We start from the raw sequence: 20,508 nt of genomic DNA, 5'->3' as shown, positions 1-20,508 counted from the left end.
AAGATGTTTTAGCTAATATTAGAATGAAGGAGGATCGAATATGACCATTATTGAACGCTTAGAAGAAAAGGTCACTAGGCAAGAAAGCAAGGTAGCAAGAGAGACAGAAAAACTCGCTGCTTACAAAGAGCAACTGGAGACAGCGATGTTTGCGACGTTCAAAAGGCGTCAAAGCATTAGTCACATGAGTTTTGAAGAAGCTCTTGACCATGCCTTTGGTAGAGAAAGACAATTCGATGATTCTGAATTTAGAAAGGATGAAATGAGTGAATGACAAAAGATTGGAATTTTAATCAACCATTAGAGAGTAAATCAGAAAATCAAGAAGATCCAGATAAAATTGCGGCCTTATTTGGAAATCATCAAGGAGGTAATGATGTAAATTATGAAGCAGCTTTTCAAAAGCGAAAACAAGCACCTGTGACGGAATCAAATCCTAGTTCTAAACCTAAAGTTACAGAGGTTAGAACAGGAAAAGAGACAGATATCACTACAAGTTATCAGCAACATCTTAAAAGACTTATTGCGGATAACAATAGCGATATTCAAAGTAGTCAAAAGAAAATTGAAGAGCTACATACGTTGATCGACACAAAGAATAAAGACAATAAGAAATTGCAGTCCATTTATGATGCGATTTCCGAATTACACTAAGCAGTCCTGATAGGCTGCTTTTTTTGAGAGGTTATAGATGTTTACAACATTTTTTAAGAAAAATCACGACAATAGTGATGTATTTAAAAAGCTGATTCATAGACTATCTGATATGTCTGTCCAAGATCTTGAAAAAATAGACCGACTGCTAGATATCATTTTCACTCCAAATCAAGAATCACAACAACTAAAAACAGAAGCAACTTACAGAGAAGAAACTTTGGACGACACATTAAAGGAAGCTAAGAATCAACTTCATAAGGAACAATTGGAGAAGAATTTAGAGAGATTTAGGAAAAACAGCCAATAATGCACCAAAAATGGTGCATTTACTTTTTCTAAATGTTATAATGGTGGTATAAAAATAAAAGGAGTTTGCCATGATTGGAAAGAACATAAAATCCTTACGTAAAACACATGACTTAACACAAGACGACTTTGCCCGAATTGTAGGAATTTCTCGAAATAGCTTGAGCCGGTATGAAAATGGAACGAGTTCAGTCTCTACGGAACTAATAGACATCATTTGTCAGAAGTTTAATGTATCTTATGTCGATATTGTAGGAGAAGATAAAATGCTCAATCCTGTTGAAGATTATGAATTGACTTTAAAAATTGAAATTGTGAAAGAAAGAGGAGCTAATCTATTATCACGACTCTATCGTTATCAAGATAGTCAGGGAATTAGCATTGATGATGAATCTAATCCTTGGATTTTAATGAGTGATGATCTATCTGACTTGATTCATACGAATATCTATTTAGTAGATAATTTTGATGAAATAGAGAGGTATAGCGGCTATTTGGATGGAATTGAACGTATGTTAGAGATATCTGAAAAACGGATGGTAGCCTAATGGAAATCCAAGATTATACTGATAGTGAATTCAAACATGCTCTAGCACGGAATCTTCGTTCTCTGACAAGAGGAAAAAAGTCCAGTAAGCAACCTATAGCGATTTTGCTTGGAGGGCAAAGTGGTGCTGGTAAGACTACAATTCATCGTATTAAACAGAAAGAATTTCAAGGAAATATTGTTATCATAGATGGCGATAGTTTTCGCTCTCAACATCCACACTATTTAGAACTGCAGCAAGAATATGGCAAAGATAGTGTTGAATACACCAAAGATTTTGCAGGTAAAATGGTAGAGTCTTTAGTAACAGAATTGAGTCATTTGGGATACAATCTTTTGATAGAGGGAACTTTACGAACGATTGATGTTCCAAAGAAAACGGCACAACTCTTGAAAAGTAAGGGATATGAAGTACAATTAGCCTTAATTGGAACAAAGCCCGAATTGTCCTATCTGAGCACTCTTATCCGATACGAAGAACTGTACGCTATCAATCCAAATCAAGCACGCGCAACTCCAAGAGAACATCATGATTTGATTGTAAATCATCTAGTTGATAATACACGACAATTGGAAGAACTAGCTATCTTTGAAAGAATTCAAATTTATCAACGAGATAGAAGTTGTGTATATGATTCAAAAGAAAATACAACTTCAGCAGCAACCGTTCTTCATGATTTACTATTTGGAGAATGGAATCAAGTGGAGAAAGAGATGCTTAAATCTGGAGAAGAAAGATTGAAAGATTTAACTAATCGAAATGGTTTGTAGAGTTAGATTTTTAAAATAAAGTCTATTGGATCGTCAATTAAAAAATAACGATCCTTTTTTATACTCTCTATTTTCTTCTTCATATTTTTTCAAAAGTTTTAGCATTCTTCAGTCATGATTCCCTAACAATATAAGTACAAATTTAGCGCAGTTTATGATTATTTTAAATCTTTGGGGTTTATTAAACTCTTGATTTTTTCAAGAAGCTATGGTATTCTTTTGTTAGTTAATAAACTTACAAAGGAGAAAAGATGTTTTCACCTACTAAATTAAAAGAAAAAAGAGAGAGTCAGGGCTTATCTCAATCTCAACTTGCATCCAGTTTGGGAATTAGTAGAGCTTCGTACTTTAATTGGGAATCAGGTAAAACAAAACCGAATCAAAATAATCTAAGCAAATTGAGTGAGATTTTTAATGTAGACCCTCGATATTTTGAATCAGAGTATGAAATAGTAGAAACTTATCTCAAGCTAACTGAAAAGAATCAAAAAGCGACACTTCATTATGCAAAAGACTTATTGAACAATCAAAACTCTAAAGTTGTAGAAGTTTCTGAACGATTTGCTTATAAGGTCTATGAAAAATTATCAGCTGGTACAGGAACAGCTTATTTTGATGATGGTAATTACGATACAGTTTACTTCAATCATCAATTTGATTATGACTTTGCATCATGGGTGTTTGGTAATTCAATGGAACCGACATATGAAAATGGTTCTGTAGCCCTTATTAAGCAAACAGGATTTGATTATGATGGAGCTATTTATGCGATAGATTGGGATGGTCAAACCTATATTAAGAAAGTATATCGTGAAGAAAATGGACTTCGTTTAGTTTCACTCAATCGGAACTATTCAGATAAGTTTGCACCTTATGATGAGAATCCTCGCATTATAGGGAAAATCGTTGGGAACTTTATTCCTTTAGAGGACTAAGTATGAGTTGGTTTGATTATAGTCTCGAACCTAAAAGTGACATTGCCTTTATTGATATGAAATCTTTTTACGCAAGTGTAGAATGTGTAGATAGAGGCCTGCATCCACTTAAGACTTCACTTTGTGTTATGAGTCGTGCAGATAATTCTGCTGGTTTAATCCTTGCTTCCTCTCCTATGTTTAAAAAGGTATTTGGGAAATCAAATGTTGGACGTTCCTATGATTTACCATTTGATGTAAAGACTCGAAAATTTTCTTACTATAATGCTAGAAAACAAGGCTTACCGACAACGATAGATTATGTTCGTTATATAGAAGAATGGGCAAAATCAACAGTGATTGTTCCTCCGAGAATGGATACTTATATTGCAGTCAATATGGAGATTCAAAAAATCTTTCAAGATTTTGCGGCACCAGACGATATTTATCCCTACTCAATTGATGAAGGATTTATTGATTTAACCAGTTCATTAAATTATTTTGTGCCAGATAGAAGAATTAGTAGGAAAGATAAATTAGATATTATTTCGGCTGCTATTCAAAAAAAGATTTGGAGAAAAACAGGAATCTATTCAACTGTAGGCATGTCTAATTCCAATCCCTTATTAGCTAAGTTAGCACTAGATAATGAAGCTAAAAAAACTCCGACAATGAGAGCCAATTGGTCCTATGAGGATGTCGAAAAGAAAGTATGGACTATTTCTAAAATGACAGATTTCTGGGGAATTGGAAATCGGATGGAGAAGAGATTACATGGTTTAGGCATCTTTTCGATTAAAGAATTGGCAAAGGCTAATCCTGACTTGATTAAAAAAGAGCTTGGGATTATGGGACTAGAGTTATGGTTTCATGCCAATGGGATTGATGAAAGCAATGTTCATAAACCTTATAAGCCAAAGTCAAAAGGAATAGGGAACTCGCAAGTTTTACCTAGAGATTATATAAAGCAAAGAGATATTGAGATCATACTTCGTGAAATGGCAGAACAAGTTGCGGTTAGATTGAGAAGAGCAGGTAAAAAAGCAACAGTAGTTTCTATACACTTGGGGTATTCTAAAGTGGAACAGAAGCGGTCTATTCATACTCAAATGAAGATTGAACCGACCAATCAAACAGCACTGCTGACAAACTATGTTTTAAAGTTATTTCACACTAAATATACTTCCGGGGCTATCAGGAATGTGGCAGTGAATTATTCCAGTTTAGTGGATGAATCCTTTGGATTGATTTCATTATTTGATGATATTGAAAAAATAGAAAAAGAAGAAAGGCTCCAGTCCGCAATCGATGCTATTCGAACAGAATTTGGTTTTACTTCACTTTTGAAAGGAAATGCCTTAGATCAAGCTTCTAGAACAATTGCAAGAAGTAAACTCATTGGTGGTCATTCAGCTGGAGGATTAGATGGACTAAAATGATGAATCGTTCTTATTTACCTTTTGAGTCTGCCCGAGTATATCAGGACCGTGGCATGGCTAAGTGGATGGGCTTCTTTTTATCAGAACATTCCAGTTCTCTTTGGGCAGAAAAAAATAAAGAAGACATCTCCATTTCCCTAACATTGGAAGAGAAAGTTCTATTTGTTCGTCAACTTTATACGAATGTATTCCCTGCAACTTTTGTTTTTAAGTTTTCTAATCAAAGAAAAGTAGTATCAGGTATTGTTAAAGAGATTGGAAAAGAGTTTATATCTATAAAATCAGACACTGGTTTTCTTCGATTAAGATGGGAAGATATACTCGATATCCAGATAGAAGGGGTGGATTTATATGAATCGTAAAGAATTATATGATGATAAATTACAGCTGGATTATTTTTCTGATTCTTATTTACGGTTTGAGTCAGATTTTTACAAATATTCCGCTCTAGATATACCATTAACATTTATCACTGATGATATTTTACGCACAATGGCTATGTCTCAAAAACATTATTTTAAACTTAACAAAAGCAAATCTTTAGACGGTCGTGACCATTATTTTGTTTTTTCTATCAAGATGAACAAAGACAGTAGTGGCATTAGACAGTATGAATATCAGAGACATTGTTTTAGTTTGTAAGAGTCCGACAGGGCTCTTTTTCTGTGATAATTTTATCAAAAAGTATTTGTTATACTTTTTTTAATTTAGATTTATCTTGGGGGTTTGGGGGCGTGCCACCACATTTTCATATCGTTTGTTTTTTGAACCGTGAGGTTTGAAATGGCAGGCGATATGATTTTTGGGATATTGTGGACACAATATCTGAGATCGCAAAGCCTTACAAAAATGTTAAAGCTATTTTGAAAAATGTACTGACAGTGTCTGTAAGCTTACATTGTCAGTACAGGTATCAATGAAGGAGAAAAAGTAATATGAAAAGAGATATACGTAGTATTCGGAAACAATTTCGCTTAACAGAAATGGAAGAAAAGCAAATACTAGATTTAATGAGAGAGAAAGGAGAGGATAATTTTTCTGATTTTCTCCGTAAAAGCTTACTATTGTCTGATGGACAAAAACAGATGAAAAAATGGTTCAACCTTTGGGAAAAACAAAAGTTGGAACAAATTAGCCGTGATGTTCATGAAGTATTGATCATTTCTAAAAGCGATCATCAGGTTACTCAAGAACATGTTTCTATTTTGTTAACTTGTATTCAGGAATTAATTAAAGAGGTAGAAAAAACAAGTCCTCTTAGTGAAGATTTTCGTAACAAATATATGAGGTAGTACAGTGGAACACAGATATAGAACGAATTTAAAAAAAGTCTTTTTATCTGATCTAGAATTAGTCAAAATAAATGAAAATATCTCAAAAAGTAACTGCTTATCATTCTCAGAATATGCTAGACGAACCCTATTAGATCCTGGTATGAATTTCATCACCATTGATACAAATAGTTATCAAGATTTAATTTTTGAATTAAAACGAATCGGAAATAATATTAATCAAATAGCCAGAAGCATAAATTATTCGAATTTAATAACGGAAGTTGAATTAAATGAGTTGAGAAAAGGTATAGAAGAGTTAATAGTAGAAGTGGAGAAAGATTTTCTTATTCGATCTGAAAAATTGAGGAAATTTTATGGTCATCACTAAACACTTTGCGATTCATGGAAAAAATTATCGTAGTAAACTAATCAAATATATTTTGAATCCAAGTAAAACAAAAAATCTAACACTAGTCTCAGATTTTGGTATGAGAAATTATTTAGATTTTCCTAGTTATAAAGAACTAGTGAAGATGTACAATGATAATTTTTTAAGTAATGATACTCTTTATGAATTTCGTCATGATAGGCAAGAAGTAAATCAACGAAAAATTCATTCTCATCACATCATTCAGTCTTTTTCTCCAGATGACCATCTCACTCCTGAACAAATCAATCGAATTGGTTATGAGACAGCTAAAGAGTTGACAGGAGGTAGATTTCGTTTTATTGTAGCAACTCATGTCGATAAAGATCATATCCACAATCACATCATCCTAAATTCAATTGATCAGAATTCTGATAAAAAGTTTCTATGGGATTATAAGGCAGAACATAATCTACGAATGGTTTCTGATCGTCTTTCAAAAATTGCTGGGGCAAAAATTATAGAAAATCGTTATTCGCATCATCAGTATGAAGTTTATCGCAAAACAAATTACAAATATGAAATAAAACAACGAGTATATTTTCTAATCGAGAACTCGAAAAATTTTGAAGATTTCAAGAAAAAAGCAAAAGCTTTACATTTAAAAATTGATTTTAGACACAAGCATGTTACTTTTTTTATGACTGATTCAAATATGAAACAAGTCGTACGTGATAGTAAATTGAGTAGAAAACAACCTTATAATGAAACTTATTTTAAGAAAAAGTTTATTCAAAGGGAAATCATAAACATCTTAGAATTTTTACTTCCGAAAATGAAGAATATGAATGAATTGATTCAACGAGCAGAATTTTTTGGATTAAAAATAATTCCGAAAGAAAAACATGTTCAATTTGAATTTGATGAGATTAAGATTTCAGAGCAGGAATTGGTAAAAGCTAATCGGTATAGTGTTAGTTATTTTCAAGACTATTTTAATAACAAAAATGAATCTGTTGTCTTAGATAATAAAAATTTAGTTGAACTTTACAATGAAGAAAAGCTAATTAAAGAAAAAGAGTTGCCGACAGAAGAGGTGGTATGGAAATCCTATCAAGATTTCAAGAGAAATAGGGATGCTGTTCATGAGTTTGAAGTAGAGTTGAATCTTAATCAAATAGAAGAAGTAGTAGACGATGGAATTTACATTAAGGTACAGTTTGGTATCCGACAAGAAGGACTTATTTTTGTACCAAATATTCAAATCAATATGGAAGAAGAAAAAGTTAAAGTATTTCTCAGAGAAACTAGTTCTTACTATGTATACCATAAAGATTCAGCAGAAAAAAATCGCTTTATGAAAGGTAAAACTTTGATTAGGCAACTTAATCTTCAGTATGAACCGCAGTATATGTATAGAAGAATTCCTCTTAGCAAAATTAAAGAAAAAATAGAACAATTAGATTTTCTTATATCTGCGGAAAATAGTCCGAATGATTTTGAAGATATAACAAATGATTTCATTGCCCAAATATCATATCTAGAGAATATGATTGAACAAGTCCAAAATAAAATTGATGATTTAACTAATTTAGAGGAAGTATTGTTGAATAATACGGCAAATAGTTCTAGCAATTTAGAAAATAGTATTCAAGGTAAAAGTTCAGTAGATACAATAGAGAAGGATTTATACATATATAAAGGAAAGATTGAAACACTGAAGGAACAAAATAGAGAAGCAATAAATTTATTTGAAATGTTTAATAAAACAATAAAGAAATATAAGGAAAAACATAATATGAAATCTATTAAGGAAAATGAGATACATTTAGAGTAAACAGTTTCCTAAAAAGTATATCTAGAATAGTTTCATGTTCCAATTTGTCACATATTTAAAAATAAGAAAATAACTATATTATACTTGTTTTAGGAGACATTGGATGTTGAAAAGGATTAGAGATTTACGCGAGGATGATGATTTGACACAAGAATATGTTGCAAAAACAATCTTAAATTGTACAAGATCAGCGTATTCTAAAATGGAATCAGGTACCAGGTTAATCTCTATAGATGACCTTATCAAACTTGCAGATTTTTATAATGTAAGTTTAGATTACCTTGTAGGTCGAGTGGATAATAAAGAAGACTATTACTCTAAAAAGTATTAGGTTAAGAAAGCACATTGACAATTGAATAGTCCAAAATGGTACTTTCCTCATTTGTGGAGCAGTTTTGAATGGCTCGCCATGATAAGAGCGATATTAAAACCATCAATAAAATAGAGCGATACTTTATATGCCATGATACAAATGATATACAATGATACTTCTGACCGTTCAGGCTGCCACCGTAAAAGAGCAGCAAGTGAAATTCTTATGATGACTTCATCAGTCATGCCATGGAGGTGAAAAAATCTAAGAAAGGAAGTAGTAAAATCATGGAAACAGTAAACTATAAAGATTTAGTTGCGATTGGTTTTCCAGAGCACACATCGAGAAATATTATTAGACAAGCAAAAAAAATTGCTGTAAAAAAGTTTGAAGAAGCTAGAAAAAATGATAAGAATGCGGTACAATTAGGTTGTTCACCTTTCGATAATAAAAGGTTAGGCATTGCTCCTAAAAATATTGTAGAAAATTTAATTGGTATTTCTTTTTCAGATATAGAAGGTGAGAAAAATGGTTATATCAAAGACAAAGAAATATAAAGGTGTATACAAAGATTCAAAAGGAAAAATTTACTTTCAAATTGAATTAGGAGTTGATCCAATAACTGGGAAAAGAATTCAAAAGAAAGGAAGGAAAAATCAACAGGGACTACCGTTTAATTCTTTTAAGGAAGCTTATGAAGAGATACTTCGTTTAAAACATGAATTTGTGAACTCTACTATTAATAATAGTTTTCTAACTTTTAGAGAGTTTATGGAAGAGATTTATTTAAAATATTATCAACAAAAAGTTCAATTTGTAACTTATCAGACCGCTTTACCACATCATCAGTTATTTATTAAGCAATTTGGTAGTAAAAAATTATCAGATATTAGTACTATTGACTGTGAAAGATTTCGCTTAGCTATTATAGACAAGTATTCTAGTAACTATGCTAAAAATATGTGGTCTAGATTTAAAGCGTGTCTGGGCTATGCAGAAAGATTGGGTTATATTGATAGAGTTCCTTTTAAAGGATTAGATAATCCTAGAGGAAAGCACCCTGATACAAAATTTTGGACATTTGATGAATTTAAGAAGGTAATAAACTCTTTTGATATTAGTGAGTATGAGGGACTCCATAATTACATGACAATCTGGTTATATTTTATGACTGGCTTAAGAGTTAGTGAGGGTATTGCTCTTAAATGGGAAGATATTGATTTTGAACGTAAATGGATTCATGTTCATTCGACAATTGAGAAAGACAAAAACGGTGTATGGTATGCTAAACAACAAACAAAGACAGTAGCAGGGAATCGTAAAATTGATTTAGATGATTTTACGATTACAATACTTAAAAAATGGCGAGAAGTTCAAATAAAGAATGATGATAAAGATTATGTAATATCACGTTTTGGTGCCCCCTTGTGTAAGTCTACAATTTCTAGGATAATAAAAAGGCATGCTAGGGTTGCGGGTGTACCAGAAATTACGGGGAAAGGTTTAAGACATAGTCACGCTTCCTACCTTATAAATGTATTGCATAAGGATACCTTATATGTTTCATATCGATTAGGACATGCTGATAAGTCAACCACGTTGAATACATATAGTCACTGGTATTATTCAGGTGATTCAACAATTTCAGAAGAGATTACAGACAGTTTAGATAATCTTGGATTATCAATTTACCTACCAAATTCCTGCCAAAGTTGAAAATGGAGGAATTAACCCACTAATACTGGGAGAAAATAAGATTAGCAAATTGTTACTCTTAAATAAGAGAGCGACTACATTAGTAGCTTAAAAACATGGATTAAACCGCTATTCTTAGGAGTAGCGGTTTTTCTTTTTGTTCAAGAAGGGGCAAAAAAGGGGGCGAGTAAGTAATTTTCCAACTTTTTAATTCAGGCTAAAAATCCCCAATCATAGTGATTGAGGATTGAGCAAATAAATCTTAAACAATACCTTGTGCAATCATAGCGTTTGCTACATTTTCAAAGGCTGCAATATTGGCACCTGCAAGGTAATCAGTACCAAGACCGTAAGTTTCTGCAGTTGTTTTAGCAGTATTGAAGATATTTGTCATGATACCTTGAAGACGAGTATCCACTTCTTCGCGAGTCCATGAAAGACGGAGACTGTTTTGGCTCATTTCAAGGGCAGATACAGCAACACCACCAGCATTGGCAGCTTTTGCAGGTCCGTAAAGGACACCATTTTCTTTGTAAACATGGATAGCTTCCAAGTTACTTGGCATGTTTGCTCCTTCAGAGACAACTTTCACACCTTGAGCTACCAAACGTTTTGCAGCATCGCCGTTGATTTCATTTTGAGTCGCACATGGAAGGGCGATGTCGTAGTTGCCTGCGTAAGTCCATACAGAACCTTCATGGTAAGTAGCCGTTGGTTTTTCTGCAGCGTACTCAGTCAAACGAGCACGACGTTTTTCTTTAACATCAACCAAAAGATCGAAGTCGATACCATTTTCATCGATGACGTAACCATTTGAGTCAGATACTGAGATAACAGTTGCACCAAGTTCAGTTGCTTTTTGTACTGCATATTGAGCAACGTTACCAGAACCAGATACAACGACTTTCTTATCAGCGAAGCTGTCATTGTGAGCTTTCAACATTTCTTGAGTATAGTAGACCAAACCGTAACCAGTCGCTTCAGGACGAATCAAGCTACCACCAAATCCAAGAGGTTTACCAGTCAAGACACCAGCATCAAATTGGTTAAGGCGTTTGTATTGACCGTAAAGGTAACCAATCTCACGTCCACCAACACCGATATCACCAGCAGGTACGTCAAGTGATGGGCCGATGTGTTTTTGCAATTCAGTCATGAAGCTTTGGCAGAAACGCATCACTTCAGCATCTGTTTTACCTTTAGGATCGAAGTCTGATCCACCTTTACCTCCACCGATAGGAAGACCAGTCAAGACGTTTTTGAAGATTTGTTCAAATCCGAGGAATTTCAAAATCCCTTGGTTTACAGTTGGGTGGAAACGAAGTCCGCCTTTGTACGGTCCAACAGCTGAGTTGAATTGAACACGGTAACCACGGTTTACTTGAATGTTTCCATCACGGTCAACCCAAGGAACACGGAAAGAAATTACGCGCTCGGGCTCAGTAATACGTGCCAAGATATTTTCTTCGATATACTCAGGGTGTTTTTCAAATACAGGTTCCAAAGTGTTGAAAAATTCTTCAACAGCTTGGAGGAATTCAGCCTCGTGCCCGTTACGAGCTTTTACAGTTTCAAACACGCTTTGGATATATTCTTTAGCAGATGTCATATCGTTCTCCTTAAATTCTAATTTAATTATGTGTGTCATTATAGCAGAATTTTTTTTAATTGTAAAGAGAAAAAACAAAAATTTTCTAAAAATTCTATCAATTTAGTTTTGAGACTTTTTGAACATAGATAAAAAACGAACCTTTTTCTTGTAAATATCTTTCTCAAAGAGAAATTGTGAAAATATGGTATAATATTAGCAATAAAAGGAATCTGGAGGATCAGAATCATGGTATCAACGAAAACACAAATTGCTAGTTTTGAGTTTGACAATTGCTTGATGAATGCAGCAGGTGTGGCTTGTATGACGATAGAGGAGCTAGAAGGGGTTAAAAACTCAGCGGCAGGAACCTTTGTCACAAAGACAGCGACCTTGGACTTTCGTCAGGGAAATCCTGAGCCACGCTATCAAGATGTTCCCCTTGGTTCTATCAACTCTATGGGCTTGCCAAATAAGGGCTTAGACTATTATTTGGACTATCTTTTGGATCTGCAGGAAAAAGAGCCGAACCGGACTTTCTTCTTATCTCTAGTTGGCATGTCTCCAGAGGAAACCCATACTCTCTTGAAAAAAGTCCAAGAGAGTGATTTTCGTGGTCTGACTGAGCTAAACCTCTCCTGTCCAAATGTTCCAGGAAAACCTCAGATTGCCTATGATTTTGAGACAACAGACCGGATTTTGGCAGAGGTGTTTGCCTACTTCACCAAACCTCTTGGAATTAAATTGCCACCATATTTTGATATTGTTCACTTTGACCAAGCGACAGCTATTTTCAACAAGTATCCGCTCAAGTTTGTCAACTGCGTCAACTCAATCGGAAACGGACTATATATAGAAGATGAGTCCGTCGTTATTCGTCCCAAGAATGGTTTCGGTGGGATTGGGGGAGAGTACATCAAACCGACTGCTCTAGCCAATGTTCATGCTTTCTACCAACGCTTAAATCCTCAAATCCAAATCATCGGAACAGGTGGCGTGTTGACTGGTCGTGATGCCTTTGAACATATCCTCTGTGGAGCGAGTATGGTGCAGGTGGGAACCACCCTTCACAAGGAAGGCGTCGGTGCTTTTGAACGCATTACTAATGAATTGAAAGTAATCATGGCGGAAAAAGGGTACGAAAGCCTAGAAGATTTCCGTGGGAAATTGCGCTATATTGACTAAATTAAATCGAAAAATCAGAAGAAAGGAGAGAAGATGCTAGCTATTGAAGAAAGCCAGAAGTTGACTTTATCAAATTTACCGAGCCTGAGCCTTTTTACAGGGACAGATCAGGGTCAGTTTGAAGTTATGAAGAGTCAAGTATTGAAACAGATTGGTTATGATTCTGCCGACCTAAACTTTGCCTACTTTGATATGAAAGAAGTGGTATATAAGGATGTGGAACTGGAGTTGGTCAGCCTTCCTTTCTTTGCCGATGAAAAAATCGTGATATTGGACTATTTTGTCGATATCACAACTGCCAAGAAACGCTTTTTGACAGATGATGAGCTTAAGTCATTTGAGGAATATCTTGACAATCCTTCACCAACAACCAAGTTGTTAATCTTTGCGGAAGGAAAGCTGGATAGCAAAAGACGGTTGGTTAAATTACTGAAGCGTGATGCTAAGGTTTTTGATGCAGTAGAAGCCAAAGAACAAGAATTGCGCCAGTATTTCCAAAAGTGGAGCCAGAAACAAGGTCTGCAGTTTGCCAATTATTCTTTTGAAAATCTTCTCGTCAAGTCGGGTTTTCAATTTAGCGAAATTCAGAAAAATCTCCTCTTTTTACAGTCCTATAAGGAAGACTCTATTATCGAGGAAGAGGATATTGTCAACGCTATTCCTAAGACCTTACAGGACAATATTTTTGATTTAACTCAGTTTATTCTGACTAAAAAGATGGATCAGGCGCGCGATTTGGTTAGAGACTTGACCTTGCAAGGGGAAGATGAAATTAAGCTCATAGCTGTCATGTTAGGACAATTTCGGACTTTTACTCAGGTGAAAATTTTATCGGACTCTGGCCAAACGGAATCTCAGATTGCAAGTAGTTTAGGCAGCTTTCTCGGACGTAATCCCAATCCATATCAAATCAAGTTTGCGCTGAGAGATTCAAGAGGACTTTCCTTGAGCTTTTTAAAGCAAGCTATTTCCTATTTGATTGAGACAGACTATCAGATTAAGACTGGTCTTTATGAAAAGAGTTTCCTTTTTGAAAAGGCACTCTTACAGATTGCGAGCCGGGTAAATTGATATTTTTTTGAAACTACAACCCGCGTCAAGATTATCTTGTCGTGGGTTTCTTGCTGATTTGCTTATTTTATTAGAAAGTATGTCAGTGATTTTCTTATCTATAAGCAAAAAACTTGAAAAAAGTGAATGTTTGCGTTATCATTTTCATATAGAAAGAAAAAGAGGTATTACAGATGGCTATTATCTTACCAGAACTTCCATATGCATACGACGCTTTGGAACCATACATCGATGCGGAAACAATGCACTTGCACCATGACAAACACCATCAAACTTATGTCAACAATGCTAATGCAGCTCTTGAAAAACACCCTGAAATCGGTGAAGACCTTGAAGCCTTGCTTGCTGATGTAGAATCTATCCCAGCTGATATCCGTCAAGCGCTTATCAACAATGGTGGTGGACACTTGAACCACGCTCTTTTCTGGGAATTAATGACTCCTGAAAAAACAGCTCCATCAACAGAACTTGCAGCAGCAATCGATGCAACATTTGGTTCATTTGAAGAATTCCAAGCAGCCTTCACTGCGGCAGCAACAACTCGTTTCGGTTCTGGATGGGCATGGTTGGTTGTCAACAAAGAGGGTAAACTTGAAGTGACTTCAACAGCAAACCAAGACACACCAATCTCAGAAGGCAAAAAACCAATCTTGGGCTTGGACGTTTGGGAACATGCTTACTACGTGAAATACCGCAACGTGCGTCCTGACTACATCAAAGCTTTCTTCTCAGTGATCAACTGGAACAAAGTAGATGAATTGTACGCAGCAGCTAAATAATGATAGTTGGAGGGAAGAATTGTTCTTCTCTTTTTAAGGTTATATTATTTTGGTCTGACAAAATCGTCAGACTTTTTTCATTTTTATGAGAAACGTGCTAACTGCTAGAAATTATGGTAGAATAAAGTATTAAGTAATCGTGGAAAAAGGATATCTATGCGAAAAGAAATTGCACCTGAATTATACAACTATAACAAGTTTCCTGGTCCTGAGTTTCATTTACACGGGGACAAGGTCGAAACGGAAGGGATAGCTTTTTCCTTGGTGGAAAACATCAAGGATGCCTTTGATGTGACGGCTTTTAATCAGCGTTTTTCAGAAGTCTTAACCAAGTTTGATTATATTGTGGGAGACTGGAGCAACGAACAGCTTCGTCTACGCGGTTTTTACAAGGATGACCGAACAGAAGAAAAACTTGAAAAAATCAGTCGTTTACAAGACTACCTTTTAGAGTATTGTAGTTATGGTTGTGCCTATTTTGTTCTAGAAAATGAAGCCCCTAAGCGAGCATCATTTGACAAGAAAATGCGTAAGAAGGAAGAAGAAACGCCTTCTAGAAAAGGAAAGAAACAGGCTCAAACAAAACGAAAACTGAATGCAGATAAGAAAAATAGACGTCGTCAGAAAGACCAGCATTCTCAGAAAGAGGACAAGAGACAACGTCATTTTGTCATTCGTCAGAAGTGAGTAGAAAATAAGGAGAAGAAATGAAACCGTCAATTTATAGTTTAACACGTCAAACCATGCAGGAATGGGTTTTGGAGCAGGGAGAAAAGAAATTCCGTGCAGATCAAATCTGGGAATGGCTCTACCGTAAACGTGTCCAGTCATTTGAAGAGATGACCAACCTTTCCAAGGATTTGATTGCTAAGCTCAATGACCAATTTGTGGTCAATCCCTTGAAACAACGTATCGTTCAAGAGTCTGCTGATGGGACTGTCAAATACCTCTTTGAGTTGCCTGATGGTATGTTGATTGAGACTGTACTCATGCGCCAGCACTATGGTTTGTCAGTCTGTGTGACCACTCAGGTCGGCTGTAATATCGGTTGTACCTTCTGTGCTTCTGGTTTGATCAAGAAACAACGTGACCTTAATAATGGTGAAATTGTAGCGCAAATCATGCTGGTTCAGAAATACTTTGATGAGCGTGGTCAGGACGAACGCGTCAGCCATATCGTTGTCATGGGAATTGGTGAACCCTTTGATAACTACAACAATGTCTTGAATTTCGTTCGTACTATCAATGATGACAAGGGAATGGCCATCGGTGCTCGTCACATCACGGTTTCAACCTCAGGTTTGGCCCATAAAATTCGTGACTTTGCTAATGAAGGAGTTCAGGTCAATCTTGCCGTTTCCCTTCACGCACCTAATAATGAACTGCGCTCAAGCATCATGAAGATTAACCGTGCCTTTCCGATTGAAAAACTCTTTGCTGCTATTGAGTACTACATCGAAACAACCAATCGTCGTGTGACCTTTGAGTATATCATGCTCAATGAAGTCAACGACGGTGTAGAACAAGCCTTGGAATTAGCTGAATTGCTCAAGAATATCAAGAAATTGTCTTATGTAAACTTGATTCCTTATAACCCAGTTAGTGAGCATGACCAATATAGTCGTAGTCCCAAAGAGCGCGTCATGGCCTTCTATGATACGCTTAAGAAAAAGGGGGTCAACTGTGTTGTTCGTCAAGAGCACGGAACAGATATTGATGCAGCTTGTGGACAATTGCGCTCTAACACAATGAAACGTGACCGCCAGAAAGCAGTCGCTGCAGTCAATCCTTAATGATGAAGAAAACTTATAATCATGTTTTGGTCTGGGGAGTCATTTTCTATAGCATTTGTATCATTTACTTTTGCTTTACTCCTCAAGAACATTCTCCTGTGGGGGTGGAAACTCCAGGTATTCAGCATCTTGGACGCCTGGTTTTTCTTTTGACTCCTTTCAATTCTTTCTGGAAACTGGGTGAGGTGAGTGACATAGGACAATTATGTTGGCTTTTTCTACAAAATATCCTTAATGTCTTCTTGATTTTTCCTTTGGTGTTCCAACTCCTTTATCTCCTTCCAAACTTGCGGAAGAGAAGAAAAGTGATTTTTTTCAGTTTTCTTCTGAGCCTTGGAATCGAGTGTACGCAGTTAGTCTTGGACTTTTTCTTTGATTTTAATCGCGTCTTTGAGATTGATGATTTGTGGACCAATACCTTGGGTGGCTATCTGGCTTGGCTACTTTATAAACGATTACATAATACTCAATGAAAATCAAAGAGCAAACTAGGAAGCTAGCCGCAGGCTGTACTTGAGTACGGCAAGGTGAAGCTGACGTGGTTTGAAGAGATTTTCGAAGAGTATAAAAACAAGATAAGGAATTAAAATGAGTATTTTAGAAGTTAAAAATCTGAGTCACGGTTTTGGTGACCGTGCAATTTTTGAAGATGTGTCCTTCCGTCTCCTCAAGGGAGAACATATCGGTCTTGTCGGTGCTAATGGTGAAGGAAAATCAACCTTTATGAGCATTGTGACTGGTAAAATGCTGCCAGATGAAGGGAAGGTTGAGTGGTCCAAATATGTGACTGCTGGTTACTTGGATCAGCACTCCGTCCTTGCTGAAGGGCAGTCGGTACGTGATGTTCTCCGTACAGCTTTTGATGAGCTGTTCAAAGCAGAAGCTCGTATCAATGACCTTTATATGGAAATGGCTGAAGACGGTGCGGATGTTGATGCTCTCATGGAAGAAGTGGGAGAACTTCAAGACCGTCTGGAGAGTCGTGATTTCTATACCTTGGATGCCAAGATTGACGAAGTAGCGCGTGCCCTTGGTGTTATGGACTTTGGCATGGATACAGATGTAACCTCTTTGTCAGGCGGGCAAAGAACCAAGGTACTTTTGGCTAAACTCCTCCTTGAAAAGCCCGATATCTTGCTGTTGGACGAACCGACCAACTACTTGGATGCTGAGCATATTGATTGGCTCAAGCGCTATCTCCAAAACTATGAGAATGCCTTTGTCCTTATTTCACACGATATTCCATTCTTGAACGATGTGATTAATATCGTCTATCATGTAGAAAATCAACAGCTGACGCGTTACTCTGGTGACTACTACCAGTTCCAAGAAGTCTATGCAATGAAGAAATCTCAGCTAGAGGCGGCCTACGAACGTCAGCAAAAAGAAATTGCAGACCTCAAAGACTTCGTCGCTCGAAACAAAGCGCGTGTTGCAACACGAAACATGGCCATGTCTCGTCAGAAGAAATTGGATAAGATGGATATTATCGAACTGCAAAGTGAGAAACCAAAACCATCCTTTGATTTCAAATCAGCTCGTACGCCAGGGCGCTTTATCTTCCAAGCCAAGGATTTGCAGATTGGTTATGATCGTCCACTTACAAAGCCTTTAAACCTAACCTTTGAACGCAATCAAAAGGTTGCCATTATCGGAGCAAATGGTATCGGGAAAACAACTCTCTTGAAATCTCTATTGGGCATTATTCCGCCAATCGCTGGGGAAGTGGAGCGTGGAGATTATCTAGAACTTGGCTACTTTGAACAAGAAGTAGAAGGTGGCAATCGTCAAACACCTCTTGAAGCTGTCTGGAATGCCTTTCCAGCCCTCAACCAAGCAGAAGTCCGTGCAGCCCTTGCCCGTTGTGGTCTGACAACCAAGCATATTGAAAGCCAAATTCAGGTCTTGTCAGGTGGGGAACAAGCCAAGGTTCGTTTCTGTCTCTTGATGAATCGTGAAAACAACGTTTTAGTGCTGGACGAGCCGACCAACCATTTGGATGTGGATGCCAAGGATGAACTCAAACGCGCTCTCAAAGAATACAAGGGATCTATCCTTATGGTCTGCCACGAACCAGACTTCTATGAAGGCTGGATGGACCAAATCTGGGATTTTAATAATTTAACTTAAGAATGAGAGTAGAAGAAATACAGTACCGAATGTGGATACTGTATTTTTTTGGTTTTTAAGATTTAAAATCGTAGTCTTTCACCACTTCGATACTATCGATTGTGATAGCAGTCGTTGGCTTGTCTTTTTCATCTTTTTCGGCTTTAGCAATCTTATCTACAACATCCATACCGTCAATCACTTGACCAAAGACTGGGTGTTTGCCATCTAGACTAGGGTTTCCCCCTTCTTTATAGGCCTCGATGATTTTCTTTGGATACTTGCTTGTAGGGAGTTTAGCAGAGGTATCTGTAGAATTTTGGTTGATGAAGAATTGGCTACCATTGGTGTTTGGTTGACCAGTATTAGCCATAGAAAGGGCACCACGGATGTTATAGAGATAAGGAGTAATCTCGTTTTTGAAACCAGTTCCCTTGTCTTTTGTCTTATCCTTGTCATGCCAGATGGACTGACCACCTGTACCGTCCCCTTTTGGATCTCCAGTTTGAACCATGAAGCCATCGATGACACGGTGGAAGGTAATACCGTTATAGTAGCCTTCTTTAGCATGAGTGAGGAAGTTTTCAACTGCTAGAGGAGCGAGTTTAGGGAAGAGTTTGATACGGATATTGCCTTGACTTGTGTGTAGAATCACTTCAGCCTCGTCTTCAGCAACTTCTTTAGATAGTTGTGGGAAATTGGCGTTTTCGTTTGTTAAAGCATCGTTTAACTCCTTAGCAGATTGGGCAGCTGCTTTGGAGCTCTCTTCAGCAGCCAAGCTAGAATCTACATAGTCATCACCACGCAAACTACGTTGGATGTTGCTACATCCAGCTAGGGCTACAGTGGATAGTAAAAGAAGGGTTGCTAGTTTTTTCATTCTGATCCTCTCAAAAATTCATTTCTACCATTGTACCCTAAAAAGAAGGGGATTTCAAATATTAGTAACAAGGCAGTTTAAGAGGAAGCCAACCAGAAAGTCGCTTGTTTAGAGGTATCAATACCATAAGTGTACTCGAAGTATTTAGGAAACCAGGTCTTAAGAAAGCTCGTAAAGCTAGCCAGTTCTCTAAACGTTAAGAAACGGCTACAATACAGCATTTATCAACACTTCATGGTTCACACCATGGGGTGTTTTTTGATGTTTTTTTAGCAAAATTCACACCATTACTTTTTAAGGTTACGGTAGGCAAATTCACCAACGGCCATAGGAACTACATTAGAAGTGTTGACATAAATCTGAGTTGTACCTGTATCGCTATGTGTTAGAGCTTCTGAAATGTCCTCTAGTGATGTGCCAAATTGTTTGGCAAGAGTTGCACCCGTATGACGTAATTTATGAGGTGTAGCGTGTGTTAGTTCTGGATGACGTGAGGTAGTCAGAGTGTAGTGGACCGTTAACATTGCTCTTCATATCGATATAAGTAAAGACATACTGTTCATCAGATTGGATAATTCCAAATTTTGCTAGTTCTCTTTTTTGTTGCTTTTCCCATGACTGAAGTAAATCAGTTAGTTCAACAGGAATTCGGGAAATTGTTTTTTATTTCCTTAGGTTGGTATTAGTAATAGACTTCCTGCGAAACAAAAATATGATACAATAAAACTATGAATTATGAATCAAGTAAAGTATTAAGTGATGCACGATTTAAGCGCCTTGTTGGTGTTCAGCGCACTACTTTTGAAGAGATGTTAGCTGTGTTAAAAACAGCTTATCAACGTAAACACGCGAAAGGTGGACGAACCCCTAAGTTAAGCCTAGATGACCTCCTCATGGCTACTCTTCAATATATGCGAGAATACCGCACTTATGAACAAATTGCGGCTGATTTTGGTATTCACGAAAGCAACTTAATCCGTCAG

25 protein-coding genes and 1 pseudogene are annotated in these 20,508 nt (G+C 36.5%); 23 read left to right on the top strand and 3 right to left on the bottom strand.

Features of this window, described 5'->3' with window-relative positions; genetic code table 11:
* The first annotated feature begins 40 nt into the window (after positions 1–40).
* The 15 genes from SMIDD28_RS05310 (at position 41) to SMIDD28_RS05240 (ending at position 10,141) form a co-directional block, all read left to right on the top strand.
* Positions 41–274, top strand: coding sequence for a DUF5965 family protein (locus SMIDD28_RS05310; protein ID WP_000152422.1), 234 nt, complete (start codon positions 41–43; stop codon positions 272–274).
* The gene (locus tag SMIDD28_RS05305) at positions 271–654 is read left to right on the top strand and encodes a DUF5945 family protein (protein ID WP_000159212.1); all 384 of its coding nucleotides are present in this window, start codon (positions 271–273) and stop codon (positions 652–654) included. Before SMIDD28_RS05310 ends, SMIDD28_RS05305 begins: the two co-directional genes overlap by 4 nt.
* A gap of 37 nt (positions 655–691) precedes the next feature.
* Positions 692–964 carry a hypothetical protein gene (locus SMIDD28_RS05300; protein ID WP_000495446.1) on the top strand — a complete coding sequence of 91 codons (273 nt, stop codon included), beginning with the start codon at positions 692–694 and terminating at the stop codon, positions 962–964.
* 70 nt (positions 965–1,034) lie between these two features.
* Positions 1,035–1,511, top strand: a complete 477-nt coding sequence (gene pezA, locus SMIDD28_RS05295; protein WP_022524938.1) for a type II toxin-antitoxin system antitoxin PezA — start codon at positions 1,035–1,037, stop codon at positions 1,509–1,511.
* The gene (gene pezT / locus SMIDD28_RS05290; protein WP_061425189.1) at positions 1,511–2,281 is read left to right on the top strand and encodes a type II toxin-antitoxin system toxin PezT; all 771 of its coding nucleotides are present in this window, start codon (positions 1,511–1,513) and stop codon (positions 2,279–2,281) included. The genes pezA and pezT overlap by 1 nt, the downstream gene beginning before the upstream one ends.
* A gap of 251 nt (positions 2,282–2,532) precedes the next feature.
* The gene (locus SMIDD28_RS05285) at positions 2,533–3,216 is read left to right on the top strand and encodes a LexA family transcriptional regulator (protein WP_061425188.1); all 684 of its coding nucleotides are present in this window, start codon (positions 2,533–2,535) and stop codon (positions 3,214–3,216) included.
* Positions 3,217–3,218: 2 nt separating this feature from the next.
* Positions 3,219–4,634, top strand: coding sequence for a Y-family DNA polymerase (locus SMIDD28_RS05280; protein ID WP_061425187.1), 1,416 nt, complete (start codon positions 3,219–3,221; stop codon positions 4,632–4,634).
* A complete protein-coding gene (locus SMIDD28_RS05275) occupies positions 4,631–4,996 on the top strand; it encodes a hypothetical protein (RefSeq protein ID WP_061425186.1) in 366 nt (121 codons plus the stop codon). Before SMIDD28_RS05280 ends, SMIDD28_RS05275 begins: the two co-directional genes overlap by 4 nt.
* Positions 4,986–5,276, top strand: a complete 291-nt coding sequence (locus tag SMIDD28_RS05270; RefSeq protein WP_001080186.1) for a DUF5960 family protein — start codon at positions 4,986–4,988, stop codon at positions 5,274–5,276. Before SMIDD28_RS05275 ends, SMIDD28_RS05270 begins: the two co-directional genes overlap by 11 nt.
* 293 nt (positions 5,277–5,569) lie before the next feature.
* Entirely contained in the window at positions 5,570–5,926 is a 357-nt protein-coding gene (locus SMIDD28_RS05265) for an SAG1252 family conjugative relaxosome accessory protein (protein WP_061425185.1), read from the top strand.
* Positions 5,927–5,930: 4 nt separating this feature from the next.
* A complete protein-coding gene (locus tag SMIDD28_RS05260; protein ID WP_061425184.1) occupies positions 5,931–6,296 on the top strand; it encodes a MobC family plasmid mobilization relaxosome protein in 366 nt (121 codons plus the stop codon).
* Positions 6,283–8,112, top strand: coding sequence for an SAG1250 family conjugative relaxase (locus tag SMIDD28_RS05255; protein WP_061425183.1), 1,830 nt, complete (start codon positions 6,283–6,285; stop codon positions 8,110–8,112). The genes SMIDD28_RS05260 and SMIDD28_RS05255 overlap by 14 nt, the downstream gene beginning before the upstream one ends.
* Before the next feature lie 103 nt (positions 8,113–8,215).
* A complete protein-coding gene (locus SMIDD28_RS05250) occupies positions 8,216–8,443 on the top strand; it encodes a helix-turn-helix domain-containing protein (RefSeq protein ID WP_020998542.1) in 228 nt (75 codons plus the stop codon).
* 269 nt (positions 8,444–8,712) lie between these two features.
* Complete coding sequence (locus tag SMIDD28_RS05245) at positions 8,713–8,982, top strand: DUF3173 family protein (RefSeq protein ID WP_000450956.1); 270 nt, start codon at positions 8,713–8,715, stop codon at positions 8,980–8,982.
* On the top strand, positions 8,954–10,141 hold the full coding sequence (locus tag SMIDD28_RS05240) for a tyrosine-type recombinase/integrase (protein ID WP_048773378.1): 1,188 nt from the start codon (positions 8,954–8,956) through the stop codon (positions 10,139–10,141). The genes SMIDD28_RS05245 and SMIDD28_RS05240 overlap by 29 nt, the downstream gene beginning before the upstream one ends.
* Before the next feature lie 241 nt (positions 10,142–10,382).
* On the opposite strand, the gene gdhA is transcribed toward SMIDD28_RS05240, so the two are convergent.
* Positions 10,383–11,729 carry an NADP-specific glutamate dehydrogenase gene (gdhA, locus tag SMIDD28_RS05235; protein ID WP_000199548.1) on the bottom strand — a complete coding sequence of 449 codons (1,347 nt, stop codon included), beginning with the start codon at positions 11,727–11,729 and terminating at the stop codon, positions 10,383–10,385.
* 228 nt (positions 11,730–11,957) lie between these two features.
* Between gdhA and SMIDD28_RS05230 the strand changes: the two genes are divergently transcribed.
* The 7 genes from SMIDD28_RS05230 (at position 11,958) to SMIDD28_RS05200 (ending at position 18,666) form a co-directional block, all read left to right on the top strand.
* Positions 11,958–12,893, top strand: coding sequence for a dihydroorotate oxidase (locus SMIDD28_RS05230; RefSeq protein WP_061425182.1), 936 nt, complete (start codon positions 11,958–11,960; stop codon positions 12,891–12,893).
* Positions 12,894–12,926: 33 nt separating this feature from the next.
* The gene (gene holA / locus SMIDD28_RS05225; RefSeq protein ID WP_061425181.1) at positions 12,927–13,964 is read left to right on the top strand and encodes a DNA polymerase III subunit delta; all 1,038 of its coding nucleotides are present in this window, start codon (positions 12,927–12,929) and stop codon (positions 13,962–13,964) included.
* Between the two features lie 173 nt (positions 13,965–14,137).
* Positions 14,138–14,743 (top strand): superoxide dismutase SodA, encoded by a 606-nt coding sequence (gene sodA / locus SMIDD28_RS05220; RefSeq protein ID WP_061425180.1) that lies wholly within the window; start codon positions 14,138–14,140, stop codon positions 14,741–14,743.
* 156 nt (positions 14,744–14,899) lie between these two features.
* Positions 14,900–15,430 (top strand): YutD family protein, encoded by a 531-nt coding sequence (locus SMIDD28_RS05215; RefSeq protein ID WP_061425179.1) that lies wholly within the window; start codon positions 14,900–14,902, stop codon positions 15,428–15,430.
* Between the two features lie 20 nt (positions 15,431–15,450).
* Positions 15,451–16,536 carry a dual-specificity RNA methyltransferase RlmN gene (gene rlmN / locus SMIDD28_RS05210; protein WP_000804762.1) on the top strand — a complete coding sequence of 362 codons (1,086 nt, stop codon included), beginning with the start codon at positions 15,451–15,453 and terminating at the stop codon, positions 16,534–16,536.
* On the top strand, positions 16,536–17,009 hold the full coding sequence (locus SMIDD28_RS05205) for a VanZ family protein (RefSeq protein WP_061425178.1): 474 nt from the start codon (positions 16,536–16,538) through the stop codon (positions 17,007–17,009). The genes rlmN and SMIDD28_RS05205 overlap by 1 nt, the downstream gene beginning before the upstream one ends.
* Before the next feature lie 115 nt (positions 17,010–17,124).
* Positions 17,125–18,666 (top strand): ABC-F family ATP-binding cassette domain-containing protein, encoded by a 1,542-nt coding sequence (locus SMIDD28_RS05200; protein ID WP_000025380.1) that lies wholly within the window; start codon positions 17,125–17,127, stop codon positions 18,664–18,666.
* Positions 18,667–18,721: 55 nt separating this feature from the next.
* Here the strand turns inward: SMIDD28_RS05200 and SMIDD28_RS05195 are convergent, their stop codons facing one another.
* The gene (locus SMIDD28_RS05195) at positions 18,722–19,525 is read right to left on the bottom strand and encodes a peptidylprolyl isomerase (protein ID WP_061425177.1); all 804 of its coding nucleotides are present in this window, start codon (positions 19,523–19,525) and stop codon (positions 18,722–18,724) included.
* Between the two features lie 287 nt (positions 19,526–19,812).
* Positions 19,813–20,188, bottom strand: a pseudogene (locus SMIDD28_RS05190) (tyrosine-type recombinase/integrase); the annotation flags it as partial.
* Between the two features lie 65 nt (positions 20,189–20,253).
* Between SMIDD28_RS05190 and SMIDD28_RS05185 the strand changes: the two are divergent.
* Positions 20,254–20,508 (top strand): IS5 family transposase (locus tag SMIDD28_RS05185; RefSeq protein ID WP_061425176.1); only part of this gene is annotated, 255 nt, incomplete at its 3' end.

The organism is Streptococcus mitis (assembly GCF_001579045.1).
GTDB classification, from domain to species: Bacteria; Bacillota; Bacilli; order Lactobacillales; family Streptococcaceae; genus Streptococcus; species Streptococcus mitis_D.
The sequence above is the reverse complement of the archived record's forward strand: the minus strand, read 5'-3'. Positions and strand labels throughout refer to the sequence as shown.

Excerpts from the sequence above, each read along its gene's own strand:
- SMIDD28_RS05245 (WP_000450956.1), top strand. The coding sequence starts at position 8,713 with ATGGAAACAGTAAACTATAAAGATTTAGTTGCGATTGGTTTTCCAGAG.
- SMIDD28_RS05285 (WP_061425188.1), top strand. The coding sequence starts at position 2,533 with ATGTTTTCACCTACTAAATTAAAAGAAAAAAGAGAGAGTCAGGGCTTA.
- pezT (WP_061425189.1), top strand. The coding sequence starts at position 1,511 with ATGGAAATCCAAGATTATACTGATAGTGAATTCAAACATGCTCTAGCA.
- SMIDD28_RS05215 (WP_061425179.1), top strand. The coding sequence starts at position 14,900 with ATGCGAAAAGAAATTGCACCTGAATTATACAACTATAACAAGTTTCCT.
- SMIDD28_RS05265 (WP_061425185.1), top strand. The coding sequence starts at position 5,570 with ATGAAAAGAGATATACGTAGTATTCGGAAACAATTTCGCTTAACAGAA.
- SMIDD28_RS05275 (WP_061425186.1), top strand. The coding sequence starts at position 4,631 with ATGATGAATCGTTCTTATTTACCTTTTGAGTCTGCCCGAGTATATCAG.
- SMIDD28_RS05270 (WP_001080186.1), top strand. The coding sequence starts at position 4,986 with ATGAATCGTAAAGAATTATATGATGATAAATTACAGCTGGATTATTTT.
- gdhA (WP_000199548.1), bottom strand. The coding sequence starts at position 11,729 with ATGACATCTGCTAAAGAATATATCCAAAGCGTGTTTGAAACTGTAAAA.
- SMIDD28_RS05230 (WP_061425182.1), top strand. The coding sequence starts at position 11,958 with ATGGTATCAACGAAAACACAAATTGCTAGTTTTGAGTTTGACAATTGC.
- SMIDD28_RS05240 (WP_048773378.1), top strand. The coding sequence starts at position 8,954 with ATGGTTATATCAAAGACAAAGAAATATAAAGGTGTATACAAAGATTCA.
- SMIDD28_RS05255 (WP_061425183.1), top strand. The coding sequence starts at position 6,283 with ATGGTCATCACTAAACACTTTGCGATTCATGGAAAAAATTATCGTAGT.
- SMIDD28_RS05205 (WP_061425178.1), top strand. The coding sequence starts at position 16,536 with ATGATGAAGAAAACTTATAATCATGTTTTGGTCTGGGGAGTCATTTTC.
- sodA (WP_061425180.1), top strand. The coding sequence starts at position 14,138 with ATGGCTATTATCTTACCAGAACTTCCATATGCATACGACGCTTTGGAA.
- pezA (WP_022524938.1), top strand. The coding sequence starts at position 1,035 with ATGATTGGAAAGAACATAAAATCCTTACGTAAAACACATGACTTAACA.
- SMIDD28_RS05195 (WP_061425177.1), bottom strand. The coding sequence starts at position 19,525 with ATGAAAAAACTAGCAACCCTTCTTTTACTATCCACTGTAGCCCTAGCT.
- SMIDD28_RS05200 (WP_000025380.1), top strand. The coding sequence starts at position 17,125 with ATGAGTATTTTAGAAGTTAAAAATCTGAGTCACGGTTTTGGTGACCGT.
- SMIDD28_RS05250 (WP_020998542.1), top strand. The coding sequence starts at position 8,216 with ATGTTGAAAAGGATTAGAGATTTACGCGAGGATGATGATTTGACACAA.
- holA (WP_061425181.1), top strand. The coding sequence starts at position 12,927 with ATGCTAGCTATTGAAGAAAGCCAGAAGTTGACTTTATCAAATTTACCG.
- SMIDD28_RS05305 (WP_000159212.1), top strand. The coding sequence starts at position 271 with ATGACAAAAGATTGGAATTTTAATCAACCATTAGAGAGTAAATCAGAA.
- rlmN (WP_000804762.1), top strand. The coding sequence starts at position 15,451 with ATGAAACCGTCAATTTATAGTTTAACACGTCAAACCATGCAGGAATGG.
- SMIDD28_RS05310 (WP_000152422.1), top strand. The coding sequence starts at position 41 with ATGACCATTATTGAACGCTTAGAAGAAAAGGTCACTAGGCAAGAAAGC.
- SMIDD28_RS05300 (WP_000495446.1), top strand. The coding sequence starts at position 692 with ATGTTTACAACATTTTTTAAGAAAAATCACGACAATAGTGATGTATTT.
- SMIDD28_RS05280 (WP_061425187.1), top strand. The coding sequence starts at position 3,219 with ATGAGTTGGTTTGATTATAGTCTCGAACCTAAAAGTGACATTGCCTTT.